This window comes from Mycobacterium sp. TH-M82 (assembly GCF_057473605.1).
Genome location: NZ_JBYCKY010000323.1, coordinates 1 through 14,819, shown reverse-complemented (window position 1 = coordinate 14,819; position 14,819 = coordinate 1). Strand labels below are relative to the sequence as shown.

Here is a 14,819-nt window from a genome sequence, read left to right as displayed (position 1 = left end):
GCCTCTGTCGTCCCACCACGATGTTGTCGACTTGTGGCGTGTAGCCGGACTTCTCCGCTTCGACGCTGAAGGCTGCCTTGCCTTCCGCGCGGTGTTTCCGGGCGAAGCGATCCGATGCCAGGCGTCGGATCGGAGGAGTCGGACGGACGAAAACGCCCCGGCCGTGTTCTGAGACGACGAGTCCTTCTGAGCGAAGCTCTTGGACGGCCTGCCGCACGGTCATGCGGGCTACACCGAAGTGCTCGATCAGCGCGGTCTCCGACGGCAGTCGCTCCCCGGCGGTGAGTTGGTTGGCCCGGATCGCCTGCCGCAACATGCCCGCGATCTGCCGGTACGGCGGCGTGTCCGCTGCGCGGTCGATCTGTCCAAGTTCCAGCACCCGCAGACCTTCCCTTACACGTCTAGACGACTAGCCTATAGAACGAGTCCGTCGGTGTCACTCCTGACGGCGTAGAACAAGGGAGGCCCAGCGATGGCAACTATGCCCAAACATTCGGTCAGCGTGGCCGGCATCATCGTGCGCGAGGACGGCCGGGTGCTGGTGATCCGGCGCGATGACAACGGCCACTGGGAAGCGCCCGGGGGAGTGCTCGAACTCGATGAATCCTTCGAGGCCGGTGTGCGGCGCGAGGTACTGGAAGAGACTGGTCTTGTGGTCGAGGTCGAACGGCTCACGGGTGTCTACAAGAATCTGACGCAGGGGATTGTCGCGTTGGTGTATCGCTGCCGGCCCGTTGGCGGTGCACCTCACGCGACTGAGGAAGCGCGAGAAATTCGTTGGATGACAACGGAAGAAGTGCAGTCGGCTATGGTGCAGGCGTTCGGCATCCGCGTCCTGGATGCGTTCGAGGAAGCGCCGCAGTCACGGGCGCATGATGGGGTCAATCTCTCGTAGCCGACTAATCTGGCCACCCCCGGTCCGGCGAGAACTCCCGCCGCGGAGGCGACGATGGCCGTTCCGTTCCTGGCGCAATCGTTGGGTACGGGCCTCTTTTGCGGCCGCCGCGTGATCGATCATCCCCATGCAGCGGCAGTTTCAGCGTCGTAGAACGTCAAGCTTGGAGCATGCTCCGCTCTCGCGGAGCACGCCTCGGCGAGTTGTTCTGCAGTGAGCTGAACGCGGTTGCGGGAGGCAGAAGGTGGACCGTATAGCCCGACGTAGAGTGCGCTGATCGTTCCCGCCGGATCCGCAATCGCGTCCAGGATGTGCTGATCGTTATCAGACAACGCGACGCCGTGGATAAACAGCGCCCCGTTCAGCCGTGTCAGCCGCCTATAGCAGTACGCGAGGTACGAATTCTGGCCGATTCGCGCTTCCTTGTTTTGGCGGCTTCCCTCCGTTACCACCAGTGGGTACCGTCCGTCGCTAAGGTTCGCGCGCAGTTGCTGAACGATGTTGCTACCTTCCGCGGCGCTGAGTTTCCGCACTTCATTGTCGCTCGTGTACAGATGCATGGCCCCGTGGAGGAAGAACACCGCTTGATCGTCGTCGTAATCCGGGTACCTCCAGGTCAGTAGGCCTTCTGGACGTCGGAAGCCATCGGCTTTGACGACCAGCGGTTGTGGCTGATCCTGGTTGATTGCCCAGTAGAGGAGTAGGTCGTAGTTTACGGTGAAGATGTTTGCGAAGGACGACAGGAACTGGCGCACCGCAACATATTTGGCGTCACCGACCGTGCGAGCCGACTCAGGATGGATTCGAGTGAGCGTTTCGACCAGCCCATCCTTGACCACCTGCGCATCATCGAGCAGCGCCGCGGCGAGACGAGTGTCTGCGGGATCGTATAGCTGGATGAGGCGAGCTGACTGTTCTAGGTGGTGGATGACGGTCTCAAAGTCGTCACTTGCCGCGTGTTCGAAAAGTGCGTCTTGGGTCACCGTGAGATTGTCGTCCATCTGCGCGACGTCACGGAGTCGTCGGTAGGCGAAGTCGCCGCTGAACGCCTGGCTGAAACCGTTCCCCAGCAGAAGCGAGATTTTTCCAGCGCCGTTCCTCGCATCAGCCAGGGCCTCGGAAAATGTTGAGGTCACGACGGACATGTGAGCACTCTACGGAGCGGGGCCGGGGAGAATTCCCTGCCTCGCGGCACCCGTCACACGTAGTGCCACTAGCCCGCGTCACGTCAGTCGAAGCATGGGCAGGGTGAGGACTCCAAGGCCGCGCGGCCACCGGGCCGAACATCCGGCGCGGGAACTCACGTCTCCTCGAATCCGGACTGATCGAACTTCAACGTCTTCGCATTCTCCGACACAGTCCGGACTTTGCTCTCATCGAAACCCGTTGCGTCGGTGGCTTCGATCTCGATCTTCACCGTCAGTTCGATACCTTGGTCACGCAGGTTGGCGAGGACTTCGTCGGCAATGTTTTTGAAGTCCAGCGCGATCTTGTCCGAGCTGAGCGTCTTCACCCCGTAGAAGCGGGTCTTAGCCGGAGGGAAGGCAACATCGACTGGTGGCCTGACTGTGGGTGGCTCTGTCTTGTGCGCCGGAGGTGTCGGTACCCCCGACTCGGCGGCCGGTTCCTCCGCGCCGCGTTGCTTCACCGCGACATCGGGTTGTACCAGTAGGAGCGAATCGGTCGCTGCCGGTGCGGCCGTCTTGTCTCCGGGGACCCACAGTCCGATGTAGCGACCCGCGGCTTCATCGAAATCTGTTGCGAGAGCGAACGCGTCGGTCTGCCAGATCATCGGCAGGTCGAGGATGCCTTCTTCCAATACCTTTCGGTCCCGCAGTCGCGGCATGTACGGGTATTGGCCGTACAGCCCCCACAGCGTTCCGAGGCTGACGTGCCCGTCGCTCCAGATCTGCGGCACCTTGTTGATCGCCAGGCGAATGTTGACGGCGGCCTGCCGGGTGGAGAGGTCGCCGTTGCTGCCGAGCCGTCGCGATGCCCTGTCGGCCAGTGATTCGGACTGGCCTTCGATTTTGGTTTCCCGGATGACGAACGGGGCACCGGGATCTGGTTGTGCGGGGATCAGTGCCCACGTGAAGGTTTGCAGCAGGCGCCCGTTGACGGTCTGGTCGGCCTGGGTGCGGCGTTGGGTGGCCTGGTTGCGCTGGTTGGTCGTCAGATCCAGGTCGGCCTCGTTGGCCAGCACATGCGCCCAGCCGAGGTAGTCGCGCACGGCGGTGTCGAGTTCTTCCAGCCGGGCTTCATCTGCGGCCAGGAACACCAGCATGTTGCGATTGGTGCGGTTGGCGCTGCCGCGGTGCTCGGTGGCCTTGTGAGCGAATTCTTTGGCTGGCGAATCGGTTCCGCGTTTGTGTGCCACCTTGGGGTGCAGGACTACCAGGCGGGCTTCGTCGGTATCGGGGATGTCGGCATTGGTGTCGGGGCAGACGTGCACACCGGCGAAATCGCCGCGGGTACGGGCCTGGCCCCCCAGCCGGCGCACGATCTCGGCCCACACGTCTTCCTTGTGCAGCCGCTCGGCCTGATCCTTGGCGGTTCGGGTGATGTTGGCCTGCAGGTCATACCAGTACTTGCCCGACCCGGCATAGAAATAGGTGGCCCGGTCGCCGAGCTGGGTCAGCGCGGCGTGGAAGTTGCCGGGCACGTCACCGGGTACCGCGGTGCCCAGAAACACCCGCTGGGTCTCCAAGCCTTTGTGCGCCGAGCCGATTGTCGGTGCCGCCCCGAAGAACACGGTGCGGGCCAGCCGTTTGGTCAGCGACCGCTGCCCGAACAGCGGTTTTTCATTATCGATCAGCGCCGGCTCGGAGTTGGATCCGTCGACGTCAGCGTCGATGATCGCCTTCCACGAATCCTGCAGGTACTGGGTGAGTTCGGCGTTGACGTTGGCGGTGGCCAGCGGGATGGAGCCGGGCATGATCAGCGGCGCGGCGTCCTCGCCTACCCACAGGGCATGGATCACCGTCGACATCAACCGCAGCACGCCGCGGGTGCGCTGGAAGCGTTCCAGCGACGACCACTCCTCGTATAGCCGGTCGAACAGCTCCGGATGGATCGGGTAGGTGCGTTTGATGCGATCCTCATACGCCCCGTCGCGGGATTCGCGCGGAAAATCATCGGTGTACTTGCGGTACATCTCCACATACGCCCGGGCGGTAGCGCTGATCGACGCCAACGCGGCGGCGTCGGGCTGCTTGAACAGCCGCTGTCGGACGATCTGGTACGCCTCGGCAGACGACGCCGGCCGCCACTGATCGGCCACCCGGCGCACCACGTTCTGCAGCCGTTTGAGCGCTTCGAGCCCGTGGGCGCCACCGACCTCCTCGGCGTTCCCGGCTGCGATCTTGTTGGGGTCGGTGCCAGCTTCGGAGGCGGGGATCGAGATCACCAGCAGCACACCGGAGGTGCCCTTGGCGGCCTCGGTCAGAGTTTGGGCGAAGGTGAACTGGTCATCGAAGGTGCCGCCGGCCAGGTCGTCGCGGCCGACCAGGGAGCGGGCGTAGGCGACCCATTCGTCGATCAGGATGACCGCGGGCGAGTATTTCGCCAACAGGTCACGCAGCGCATCGCCGGGATGGGTGCGGTCGGCGTCGGCCTTGGCCACCAGCGCGTAGCCGTCTTTGCCGCCGAGCTGCCAGGCCAGCTCACCCCAGATGGTGTTGACCTGGGTGCCGTCGTCGTGGAGCACGCCCGACGGGCTGAGGTGGTTGCCGACGATCGCCACCCGGTTCACCGTGGTGCCGGTGTAACCGTTGGCGCTGAGCAGATCCTGGGTCTCCTGCGGGAAGTCGCCGATCGGAAGGCCGGCGGCGACGTGCCACAGCGCCAGCATCGAGTGGGTCTTGCCGCCACCGAAGTTGGTTTGCAGGTTGATCACAGGCGGGGCGTTGTCGTCACCGGAGAAGCGGCGCACCGCCCGGCCGATCAGATCGGTCAACCCTTCGGTGAGGTAGGTGCGCCGGAAGAACTCGACCGCGTCGGTGTAACCGGCGTCCTGCTCGCCACCGAACGCCACCTTGTACAGGTCGGCGGCGAACTCCGAGGCGGCGAAGTTGCCGGTCGCCACGTCGTCGTGCGGGGGCAGCACCTCTCGCCACGGCTTGAGGCCGACCGCTTCCGGGTTGGAGACCGCGGCTTTGAGCACTTTCTTGTCGTCTTTGTCGGCGGTGACGCGGCGCAGGTTGAGCCGGATGTTGCGAACCTCGTCGGCTTCATTGGTGGCGGCGATCAGCTGCAGCAGCCGTTCGCCGGTGTCGAGGGCGCGGTAGGCGTCGTCGTCGCTGAATGTGCCGTTGTGCGCCCACTTGTTGCGCACCTCGCGCAGCTCGATCGCATACGACTCCCCGGCATTGCCCAGCGCCTGGTTGAACGGATACCAGCCCGGCTTGAACCCCGCGGTGATGTTAGCTTCGGTGAGCATCCGCAGCTGCACCTGCGGGTCGAGCGGATCGTAGGTCCTGTCCGACGGCGTCCGGTTCTTCTCGTCCTTGTTCTGCACCAGCTTGACCCACACCGCCCCGAGCTTGGCGTTGCCCTGCCCGATCACCGAGGCGATGAAGTCGTCCAACACCGGTGCCATCGCCTGAAACATCCGGTCAATGCGTTCACGGTTGTTCAAGGCCATGTCAATCTTCCTCGTCGAAATCGAGTGTGCTCTGCGTTTCGGCCGATTCAGTCGTTGCGGCACTAGCGATGTCCAGAAGCTCCGGCCAGCTCGTCACCACGTTGTTGAAGCTCAGTGCGTCTTTGGTCCATCCGTTGGCTTCAGCGATCCGGAATAGCAAGTGCGCCAATTCCTTCAAGCGGTCAGAGTCGATGGTTCCGTCGGTGCGGCTGAATGCCTCGCGCAGGAAGTCACCCGCCGGCCCGATCCCCTCGTGCTCCAGCATCTTGATCAGTTGGTGCAGAACCTCCCAGTTGCTGATGTGCAGATCGGCGACGACCTCGTAATCCGCATCCAAGTCGGCGGGTTTGATCAACTGCACCTTGCCGGCTCGGGACGTCAGGATGCCGTCGCGGTCCATCGCCTCAACGCTGGTGTTGCGGGCACGGGCGAGGTTGTCCGCGTCGCCGAACTTGCCGACGCCGTACCCGTGTTGCCGGTACCAGGCAATGGCGAAACGTGTGGTCGCGACGAAGTCGCCCTCTTGCTCATTAAGGACTTGATCGAGAATCTCGTTGATGCGGGCGAGGGCCGAGCGGACGGTCATCTGGCTGCCATCGGGTTCTAGGACGGCGCTATAGCGGCTGAACACCGCCATGCCGGGGCCGATGGCTGCCTGTGGGAGATCTACTGGAGCGATCTGGCCCTGTTGGAGCTTGCGCAATGCATCGGGGAGTTCGCCTTCCAGCGTGCCGATGAACCCGCGCCTGTCTGTGGTCGGTGCATGGGGGCGCCTTGGTCTCAGGGAAAGCACAATTGACGAGGCCAACGCGTTTTTCCCCTGTGCGAGCATGCGCGACGCGGTTTCCGTTCTGAATGGCCAAGTTGACGTTATAGCCCATCCAGATCGAATCATGCCCTCAAGCAAGGTTTCCCAGCCGGACGAAACTTCGCCCTCATCGCTGGAGTCACTTTGTTTAAAGGCGTAGTAAACGGTAATTGGAAAATTATCGGATGCAGCCACCCGCGCGTTTTTAAACACGTCGCGAAAGCCTTGCTCAAAAAATTCTTTGGCGCCAGCCTCATCGTTGTGTCGGTAGGCGTTCGCTACGAGCTCTTCGGATTTCGGCACCAGTACCGTGGAAAAGAGGTCAGGATAAGTCTTTCGCAACGTTCGACGTAGCCAGACGTAGAAGAAGTCCGAGAGTTCGGCGTATTCGACGTTGTCGTAGTACGGCGGATCGGTCGAAAGGAGCGCGTTCTCGTGGCGGACATTCTGGGCAGGAGCTTGCGAAACGCGAACCTCGCTATGAGGGACTAAGCCATCTAGCGCTTGAGCGGCGAGCTCGATCTGGGAAGACCATGTTCCAGATCCTTGCCCCAGAATATTTACCTCTAAGAAGTCCCAGGCCATCGGAATCGCTTGCCGGGCAAAAACGTTCCGTATCTGTTCATTCTGGTAATGCCATGTAGTCACGTTCGACTGGTAATCAGTCCCTCGGCTGAGCGCGAGTCCAAGGTACGTGGATATCGCGTCTGCGTAATCCTGCGAACCGCCATCGGTATTCACTCTGCTTGCGGCTTCGGATATTAAATCGCTCAAGGTAGTAATCACCTTCAGCTGGCGTGCTGTGAAAAGATCAGTAAATTCGGTGAGGCCATACGTGGGCGCTTTTAGATCGCGCGGGTAATAGCCTAATGATCCGGATATGCTGACTGTAGGCGGTTCGACATCGGCTGCCTGTTTATGGTCTTCAGTTGGGTCCAGGTAAATACGGCGTCGTCCACCATCGGCGATGATGGCAACCAGTTCCTGTCCGAGTTTCTTAGAGCGTCCCTCCAGGCGAATGTGACTCAGGGGGATTGTAGTCCCACAGGAGATGCACTTCGCGCCGCGGCGGCCGACAGTGCCGTCGTCGACATCAGTTGGCAGTTCAGCCCGATCATCGCTGATCTGAAAGCGCACACGATGACCTGAAGCGTGAGCAGGATCGCGCACGACCGATGGCTTCACGAAGACCTTATGGTTGGCCTTCTTCGCAAGCCACCACGATTTCACGAGTGGCGTTTCGATGCTGCACGCCGGGTTTATGCACTTAACAGTCCGTGTCCAAACCCAGGCCAGCGCTGTGTGCCCATCAGCTGGAGGGTACACAGTGCCCAAACGATTTATTGCCTCATTTCGAACCCATGTGCCATAAGCTCGGACATCGGCGGCAAGGCCCTCAGCGTTTCGCCAGTCGCCAATACGCGATTCTGCTAGCTCCGGACAAACCGGAGGTTGGTCACAGAACCGCGATGGTATCTCGACCAGTGCCTTATTGATCAACACAGCAACAGGATTCAGGTCGGAAGCTTGGGCGGCCAGCCCGAGGCGCTGTGCTTCAAGGGGAATGCTGCCGCCGCCGGCGAACGGGTCCAAAATTGTTGGTGGATCGCCGTCACTGGATTTGAGAATCTCCGCATGAGCCTCGGCGAGCAGCTTCGTATCGCGCACGTTCTCCCAAACGACGAGCCGCTCAATTAGCGAGTGGAGGCGCTCCCGCTCTCGCCGCTGCTCGGCTTCGGTGGGGAAAAGATCAGGGCGACTTGATGGGTCATCCACGAGTTGAGCGAAGATGACGGCTCTCGCCGTAGCCAACTTGCGTCGCGCCCACCAGTAGTGGAGCCGCCACGGATGATTCGAACGTTTCGGTGTGTCCCGTTCGGCCTCACGGTTGATCGCCTCCAATGGCAGCGCGACCTCGATGAGCTTGCGTTTCTGCACCACGTTTCCTGAATCCTGTCAGTCTGTTCAGAAGGGTTCTCGGCCCTTGGCCCACATCTTCGCCCAGTCACCACGAATGCCGGTGGCGTCGAAGTCACCCAGGTCGGTGGTAGCGAACGGGTCGTCGAGATAACGAACCTCATCATGCGCCGGTCCGCGCGGATCGACCCGCACCAAGGCGAGCCGGTAGCGCGGGACGGCGTTCTTGCCGGTCATCACCTCGTTGTGGGTGATGAAGAAGTCTTTGGCGCCGTCGAGGCGGGCCTTGACCTCGATGCGGTAGGTGTCGCCGTTGACGGCGGTGGACAGCACGTCGAATCCCTTGTTGGTGAAGGGTTGTTCGACCGGTTTGCGGCCGAGTTCGCGTTCGCGGGCCAGCACCAGTTCGACGCCGCGGCGCTCCACTTCTTTGGTCTCTTTGGCGTGGATTGGCGCCGCGGCGGGGACGTCGGCCTCCAGCATGGCCAGCGGCAGCACCAGCGCGGCGGTGAGAATCCGCGGCGGCTTCGTGGACATCAGCTCCTGCTGGTCGAGCAGCTCCAAGCGTCGCTGCAGCCGCATGTCCAGATCGACGGCTTTGCGGTTGAGGCTTTCCGCCGACTCCCGGGGCTTTTCGCCCCCGCGTTCTTTCTCGGCAGCCACCGCGGAGTCCAGCAGCAGCCGATCCCGTTCGCCTTCAAGACGTTTGGTGACTAGTTCGCGGGTCTTAGCCAGCTCGGCGGCACGGCGAGGCTGCACCTCGGCGAGATATTCGGGCAGCTGGTTGGCGATGATCCAGCTGCTGGTCTTGTCCTCAGCCTCGGCCAGCCACGGCAGCTCGCGGGCCGCGGTTATGGCTGGGGAGTCGGGAGCGGCGACGCAGTCCAGGTAGGGGGCGGGGCCGGCGTCGGTGACGGTGCCGTAGTCGTCGACGTAGGCATAGCCGAACCGTCGCGACACCGTGGCACCGGTCGCGTCGGCGACTTCCTCAACCAGCCCAACCAGTAGGTGCGGTTCCTCCAGCGTGGCCGAGACCAGCACGGTCCCGCTGTTGAGACTGCCGCCGAGTACCCGAATCGCCTCGTCCATCACCGCGTCGTGCAGCGGGTGGCCGGGGGCGAGCAGATCGGCGCGGCCCAGCCCGTCGGGGTGGACGTGGGCGAGGTCGAACGCGACCCGCTCGTATTTGGTCGCGATCGGTCCGTGCTTGCCGGCACGGATCTGGGCGGGCACGTTGGCGATCTCGTAGCGGCCGCGTTCGCGTTTGGCGATGCGGCCACCGAGCCGGGTGAACGCCGCCTTGAACGCCAACTCGATGTAGTGCGGCTGCAGCCGCCGGGCCCGCGCCTCGTCCATCGCCGCCCACAGCCTGGCCAGGTCGGCCTCGGCGAGGTGATCGGCGGCCAGGGCGCGTTCTTCCAAGACTTCCTTAAGCCCGTCGGCCACCTTCTCGTTGATGACCTGGTGCATCTTGGCACGGACTTCGGGCAGGTCGCCGTAGCGGATGGCTTCCAGCAGCAGGTTGCGCAGCGGGGTGTCGGTGAAGGCTTCGCCGAGCACGTCGAAGACCTTTCCGCCGTAGGCTTTGCGCTGTTCTTCGATCTTTTCCAGCAGCCGGGCGAACACGTCGCCTTCGCGGGTGTTGGTGGCCACCACGTTCCACAGCCGGCAGACTTCTTCCTGGCCGATGCGGTGGATGCGGCCGAACCGCTGCTCGATGCGGTTGGGATTCCACGGCAGGTCGTAATTGACCATTAGGTGCGCGGCCTGCAAGTTGAGGCCCTCGCCGGCGGCGTCGGTGGCGATCAGGATCTGGCAGTCGCGGTTCTGGGTGAACTCCTCGGTGATCTGGCGGCGTTCACCGCGTCGCACCCCGCCGTGGATCGCCTGCACGGCATTGGGTTTGCCGAGCAGGGACCGGATTTGCGCGGTGAGATAGTCGAGGGTGTCGCGGTGTTCGGTGAAGATGATGAACTTGCGCGGTACTCCGCTCTTGTCGGTGGTCAGGGCGTGGTCTTGCAGGATGGCGCTCAGCTCGGTCCATTTGCGGTCGGTGCCCGAGTCGCGGACCTGTTTGGCGACCTTGGTCAGCTCGGCCAGCTCCAGCAGCTCGGCGTCGAGTTCTTCGATGGTTTGCGCGGCGGTGGCCGCATCCAGCAGTTCTTCTTCGAGGTCTTCGATTTGCTCGGCGTCGTAGTCGTCGGCGTCGAGGCATTCCAGGTCGATGGTGGGTTCTTGGTCGACGTAGGTGCCGTTGAGGATCTCCTGTTTCTTGCGGTTGAGCCGCTCGCTGCGGCGCACCAGGCTGCGGTAGATCGCCTCCGGGCTGGACGCCAGCCGGCGCTGCAGCACGGTCAGGGCGAAGCCGACGGTGTTCTTGCGTTTGCCGCCGACCCGGTCGGCGCGGTTCATGCCCTCGCGCACATAGGCGGTGACCTGTTCGTAGAGGTCGTGTTCCCGGGCGGTCAGCTCGTAGGGGACCGTTTCGGCGCGCCGCTCCGGGAACAGCCGCTTGCCGTCGAACGTGAGCAGGTCCTCTTTGACCATCCGGCGCATGATCCCGGTGGTGTCGGCGGTCTTGGTGTTCTTGCCCTCGAAGCGGTCCCGGTCCAGCAGGGTCAAAAACAGCTGGAAGTCTTCCGCCTTGCCGGAGTGCGGGGTGGCCGTCATCAACAGCAGGTGGCGGGTGATGCGGCCGAGCAGCTCGCCGAGCTGGAAACGTTTGGTCTTCTCCAGCTTGCCGCCGAAATAGTGCGCGCCCATCCGGTGCGCTTCATCGACGATGATCAGGTCCCATTCGGTGTCTCGGAGCTGGGCCTGCAGTTCCTCGTTGCGGGAGAGTTGATCCATTCGGGCGATCAGCAGCGGGTTGGTGTCGAACACGTTGAGGTTGACGTTGGCGTCGATCAGTTGGTTGGTCAGTAGGTCGAAGCGCAGCCCGAACTTGAAGAACAGCTCGTCTTGCCATTGCTCCACCAGCCCGCCCGGTGCGACAACCAGGCACTTTTTGACGTCGTCGCGCAGGATCAGTTCTTTGATGTAGAGGCCGGCCATGATCGTCTTGCCGGCGCCCGGATCGTCGGCGAGTAGGAAGCGCAGCGGGGTGCGGGGCAGCAGTTCACCGTAGACCGCGCTGATCTGGTGCGGCAGTGGGCGCACGTCGCTTGTGGCGACGGCGAGCATCGGGTCGAACAGGCCGGCCAGGGTGATCCGCTGGGCCTCGGCGACGAGCTTGAAGTCGGCGGCGTTGGCGTCGAAGGGACGTGCGCCGGTCTGTGCGATGGTGAGCTTGTCCTGGTCCTTGCGGAACACCACCTGCTGGCCGAGGGTGCTGTTGGCGGCCTTGTAGGTCAGCTCCATCGCGTCGGTGCCGTGCCACTGCGCGGCGATCACCGTGACCGACTGGGCGGGGATCAGGCCGTCGACCCGCAAACCCGACTTGAGCTCCTCAAGCAGCAACTTCGCCTCCCAGTTTGGCAGCCAAACTACGGTAGTCGAGGGGGCTGACAAGTGCGATGACGTTGTTGGGATTGCGCACGCTGACCAGCATTGGCCGGCATGGAGCTCCGCCTCAGCGACAGGGCTTCGCCGCCTCATGCGCCGACCTGTCGGTGTCTCGAACTACGTTCAACCCACCCAGGAATGTCGATCGGAGGAGACGATGAAGTCAGATCCAAAATGTCAGGTTGAGCGCTGCACGTTCCCAGCAACGGCGCTGCATACATTGAAGGAGCGCGATGGCGCGTTCGACTATCCCAAAGAAGTCGTCGTATGCGGCGTTCACAAGCAGCAATTGATGGACCCCACCACGGAGTGGCTTCTGTTGAACGACCGGGCGGGTCGGCGACTGCTCGTTGGGCCCATGCTCGCCGAGCTGAACGAATATCTCTTGACCGAACCGATCAGTGAACTCAGCTGCCACCTTGCAAGCCGAGACTTCAGCCATCCCCAGCACAACGGATACCACGTCCCGCTAAAGGTACGACGGCGAGGTGGTAGCGAGGAAACCCTCACCCTAGTGATCCCATTCGATATGCTCCGGCCCACCGCCGAATTTCTAAAGCAGGCCATACCGGATTCGGAACAGCAGGATGGCGATAAGTGATGGCGGGCGGCGACGTGCAGTACGACGAGCTGTCCGCCGCGATCGACAGGCGACTCTCGCGGTTCGAGAAAACGATGGAGCTGGGCAACAGTACTGCCGAGCGCTATCGCGAGGTATTTGCCAACCATCAGCCTGAGGACGGGCGATGGGGTTCGCGCTGCGGTGGCTCACACGTATCTGGAGTCTCCTGGCCATGCCGCGAAGTCCGTCGGCTCGACCAAGCTGCGACCTACCCCACGAATGTTCACGTTGCCGCACGCTGGCTGGATGTGGTGCAACGGATGCGAGACATGATCGGAGCGACGATTCCCCAGGCGATCGATAACATCGAGTACAACTTGCGAATCGGCAGTCCCAACGCCGAATATAACCGCCGTTTCGCCTTTAGTGCCTTCACGATGCCGTTCAGCTACGCCATCGCAGCCACGCCGCCGCGACCTGGCAGTGAGGTGGAGGCTGCAATTCAACCACTGACGGCGGCGGTACAGACCTTACTCACGGACTCTGACGTACGCGCGGCGATGTCGAGACTGGAGGAGGCTATGGGGACCAGCGAAGCGGCCCTAAAATTGCTCGTTGCTGACCCTGAACCGGCTTCGCTGACAGAACTAGTCGAAGAATTGCGACGCACCGTCAAGGTGTCAATGCTAGCTGCACTTCTTGGCGCATCCGGAGTCGTTGAACTGGCGGACGCCGAGTTCAACGCCCGCCTTGAGGAGCTAAAATACCCTCCGCCGAAATCGCGATGGGTCGAACTCGGACGAGAGCCGGTGTGTGTGGTCGGCGTGCCTACTGAAACGAGCGTCAGCATCGAAGACGTGTATCAATCTGCGGCACCAGGTATCCAGGGAATGCTCCAAGCGATGAGTGGTGAAGTGTCGCCGTCACGCAAGACCGAAGTGCAACGCATCCAGGGAGCGCAGTGGATCAGCTTCATATTCGCTGAATGGAATGACCACTACCGTTTCGAGCTGGCGAAAATATGGGATTGTAGCCATCGCGACTATGCGTTTCCATTCTTTGGTGACCTAGCCAAGATCCGTAACGACTACATCCACAACGGCGGCATTGCAAAGCGGTCGACGGCGAATTGTCCGATACTGAACTGGTTCCGTGAAGGTGAGCAGATGTTTCTTACTTCCGCGAAGTATAACGACGCGATCCGAAAATGGCCATGGGATGAACTATTGCGCCAACCCACGCCATCCACAGATTCTCGAAATCAATTCCCAGGTCGTGCTCCGCTATCTCTCATTGACACGGTTCAACGCGCGGCGGCCGCCGACGGAGTGAAACCGGACCAGGTGATCGAGGATGCACTACAGCTCTGGCTGCAACGCGATGAATCTGGGAGTACCTCGGCGAGCGAAAGTGACGCCGGTAAATAACCGACCAGGATTTGATTGATTGTTGGTCAGCTGGATCGCCAGCTCTCGTCTGTCAGCAGCGGCAACAGGATCTCGGCGACCTCGGCCATCCTGTGCCGCGTCACCAACAGCTCAAGGATCTGTTCCGGCGTCTGCGGCGGGTTGGTTCGGCGATTCGACATCTCTCGCAACGCGCGTACTCCTGCATGCGGGTGTGCTGCCACTGTGTTTGCAGCGAACTGATGTGGGTGCACGGTCTCAATATCGGCCTCCATGAGCACGCTTGCTGTGCTGAACCCGGCCCGGCGGTCGTCGGTGACGATGGCGTCGGCTTTACCGATGATCGCGGCGTGGGCGACGTGGCCGTCATCGCGATCATTGAGGTCGTAGTCATATTCGCGGCCTTTGGGTGCACGAACCTCTGAGCCCGGAAATGCCCGCTTCAGCTGGTCGAAAAGGTGCTGACGTCGACTGGCGCTATCGGTGATCGCACGCTTGTCATGCAGTCCGGCGAGAACATAGTCCAGTTCGAAGAGAATCCCGGACCCCCACACGGGCGCGTAAGCCCCCTCGGCGGCCAGCTGCAACAGGAAGTCACGCTGAAGGCTCGGCACGAGGACACAGGTGTCGAGGACAGCGCGATACACGTGGGCGAGTCTTTCAGACGTCGCGGACGGTCAACGCTTATGTTTCGCCTCGGCGAGTAACTCGGCGACCTCGTCGGCATCGGCATCCGCGAACTCCTCCGAGCTCTCGGCGATGAACCGGTTGCGCCGGGCGTGAAGCTCCTCGCGGTAGGCGAGAACATCGGCAAGCCGCAGCTTGCGTCGGACCGTGCCTGGCACGTGGGCGTCTAACTCGCCGTCATCGATGAGGCGAACCACCGTGGGGCGGCTCAGGCCGAGGATCTCGGCGGCCTGCTGGGTGGAGATTTCCTGGTCGCGGGTCAGGATGCTGATCGACTGGCCGTGGCTTAGGGCGTGGGCGGCACGCTTGAGAACGTCGTATAGCTGTTCGGTCAGCTCGACACGATCGTGTTCGCCTGCACCGGACAGGAAGAAGGCGGGCTCAGGAGAGGTCCCGTG

10 protein-coding genes are annotated in these 14,819 nt (G+C 62.3%); 3 read left to right on the top strand and 7 right to left on the bottom strand.

Going from position 1 to position 14,819, the window contains the following annotated elements:
* The coding region (locus AC2VON_RS10125; RefSeq protein ID WP_486952834.1) for a GntR family transcriptional regulator at window positions 1-379 on the bottom strand (379 nt) is incomplete at its 3' end.
* Window positions 380-472: 93 nt separating this feature from the next.
* Here AC2VON_RS10125 and AC2VON_RS10120 point away from each other — a divergent pair.
* Window positions 473-895 carry an NUDIX hydrolase gene (locus AC2VON_RS10120; protein WP_486952833.1) on the top strand — a complete coding sequence of 141 codons (423 nt, stop codon included), beginning with the start codon at window positions 473-475 and terminating at the stop codon, window positions 893-895.
* A 119-nt stretch (window positions 896-1,014) separates the two neighbouring features.
* Here AC2VON_RS10120 and AC2VON_RS10115 read toward each other — a convergent pair whose 3' ends face one another.
* The 4 genes from AC2VON_RS10115 to AC2VON_RS10100 all read right to left on the bottom strand — a co-directional run bounded on the left by AC2VON_RS10115 (window position 1,015) and on the right by AC2VON_RS10100 (window position 11,721).
* Window positions 1,015-2,040: a DUF4917 family protein gene (locus tag AC2VON_RS10115; RefSeq protein ID WP_486952832.1), complete on the bottom strand. Its 1,026-nt coding sequence runs from the start codon at window positions 2,038-2,040 to the stop codon at window positions 1,015-1,017.
* Window positions 2,041-2,195: 155 nt separating this feature from the next.
* A complete protein-coding gene (locus AC2VON_RS10110; protein ID WP_486952831.1) occupies window positions 2,196-5,537 on the bottom strand; it encodes a Swt1 family HEPN domain-containing protein in 3,342 nt (1,113 codons plus the stop codon).
* A gap of 1 nt (window position 5,538) precedes the next feature.
* Complete coding sequence (locus AC2VON_RS10105; protein ID WP_486952830.1) at window positions 5,539-8,286, bottom strand: DUF1156 domain-containing protein; 2,748 nt, start codon at window positions 8,284-8,286, stop codon at window positions 5,539-5,541.
* Window positions 8,287-8,310: 24 nt separating this feature from the next.
* Window positions 8,311-11,721 (bottom strand): helicase-related protein, encoded by a 3,411-nt coding sequence (locus AC2VON_RS10100; RefSeq protein WP_486952829.1) that lies wholly within the window; start codon window positions 11,719-11,721, stop codon window positions 8,311-8,313.
* A 202-nt stretch (window positions 11,722-11,923) separates the two neighbouring features.
* Between AC2VON_RS10100 and AC2VON_RS10095 the strand changes: the two genes are divergently transcribed.
* Window positions 11,924-12,367, top strand: coding sequence for a hypothetical protein (locus tag AC2VON_RS10095; RefSeq protein ID WP_486952828.1), 444 nt, complete (start codon window positions 11,924-11,926; stop codon window positions 12,365-12,367).
* Window positions 12,367-13,755 carry a hypothetical protein gene (locus tag AC2VON_RS10090; RefSeq protein ID WP_486952827.1) on the top strand — a complete coding sequence of 463 codons (1,389 nt, stop codon included), beginning with the start codon at window positions 12,367-12,369 and terminating at the stop codon, window positions 13,753-13,755. The genes AC2VON_RS10095 and AC2VON_RS10090 overlap by 1 nt, the downstream gene beginning before the upstream one ends.
* 26 nt (window positions 13,756-13,781) lie before the next feature.
* On the opposite strand, the gene AC2VON_RS10085 is transcribed toward AC2VON_RS10090, so the two are convergent.
* A complete protein-coding gene (locus tag AC2VON_RS10085; RefSeq protein WP_486952826.1) occupies window positions 13,782-14,381 on the bottom strand; it encodes a PIN domain-containing protein in 600 nt (199 codons plus the stop codon).
* A gap of 30 nt (window positions 14,382-14,411) precedes the next feature.
* A partial coding sequence (locus AC2VON_RS10080; protein ID WP_486952825.1) for an excisionase family DNA-binding protein occupies window positions 14,412-14,819 on the bottom strand: 408 nt, incomplete at its 5' end.

Bases quoted from the DNA above. Each gene is read 5' to 3' on its own strand.
- AC2VON_RS10120 (WP_486952833.1), top strand. From the start codon at position 473: ATGGCAACTATGCCCAAACATTCGGTCAGCGTGGCCGGCATCATCGTG.
- AC2VON_RS10095 (WP_486952828.1), top strand. From the start codon at position 11,924: ATGAAGTCAGATCCAAAATGTCAGGTTGAGCGCTGCACGTTCCCAGCA.
- AC2VON_RS10115 (WP_486952832.1), bottom strand. From the start codon at position 2,040: ATGTCCGTCGTGACCTCAACATTTTCCGAGGCCCTGGCTGATGCGAGG.
- AC2VON_RS10110 (WP_486952831.1), bottom strand. From the start codon at position 5,537: ATGGCCTTGAACAACCGTGAACGCATTGACCGGATGTTTCAGGCGATG.
- AC2VON_RS10090 (WP_486952827.1), top strand. From the start codon at position 12,367: ATGGCGGGCGGCGACGTGCAGTACGACGAGCTGTCCGCCGCGATCGAC.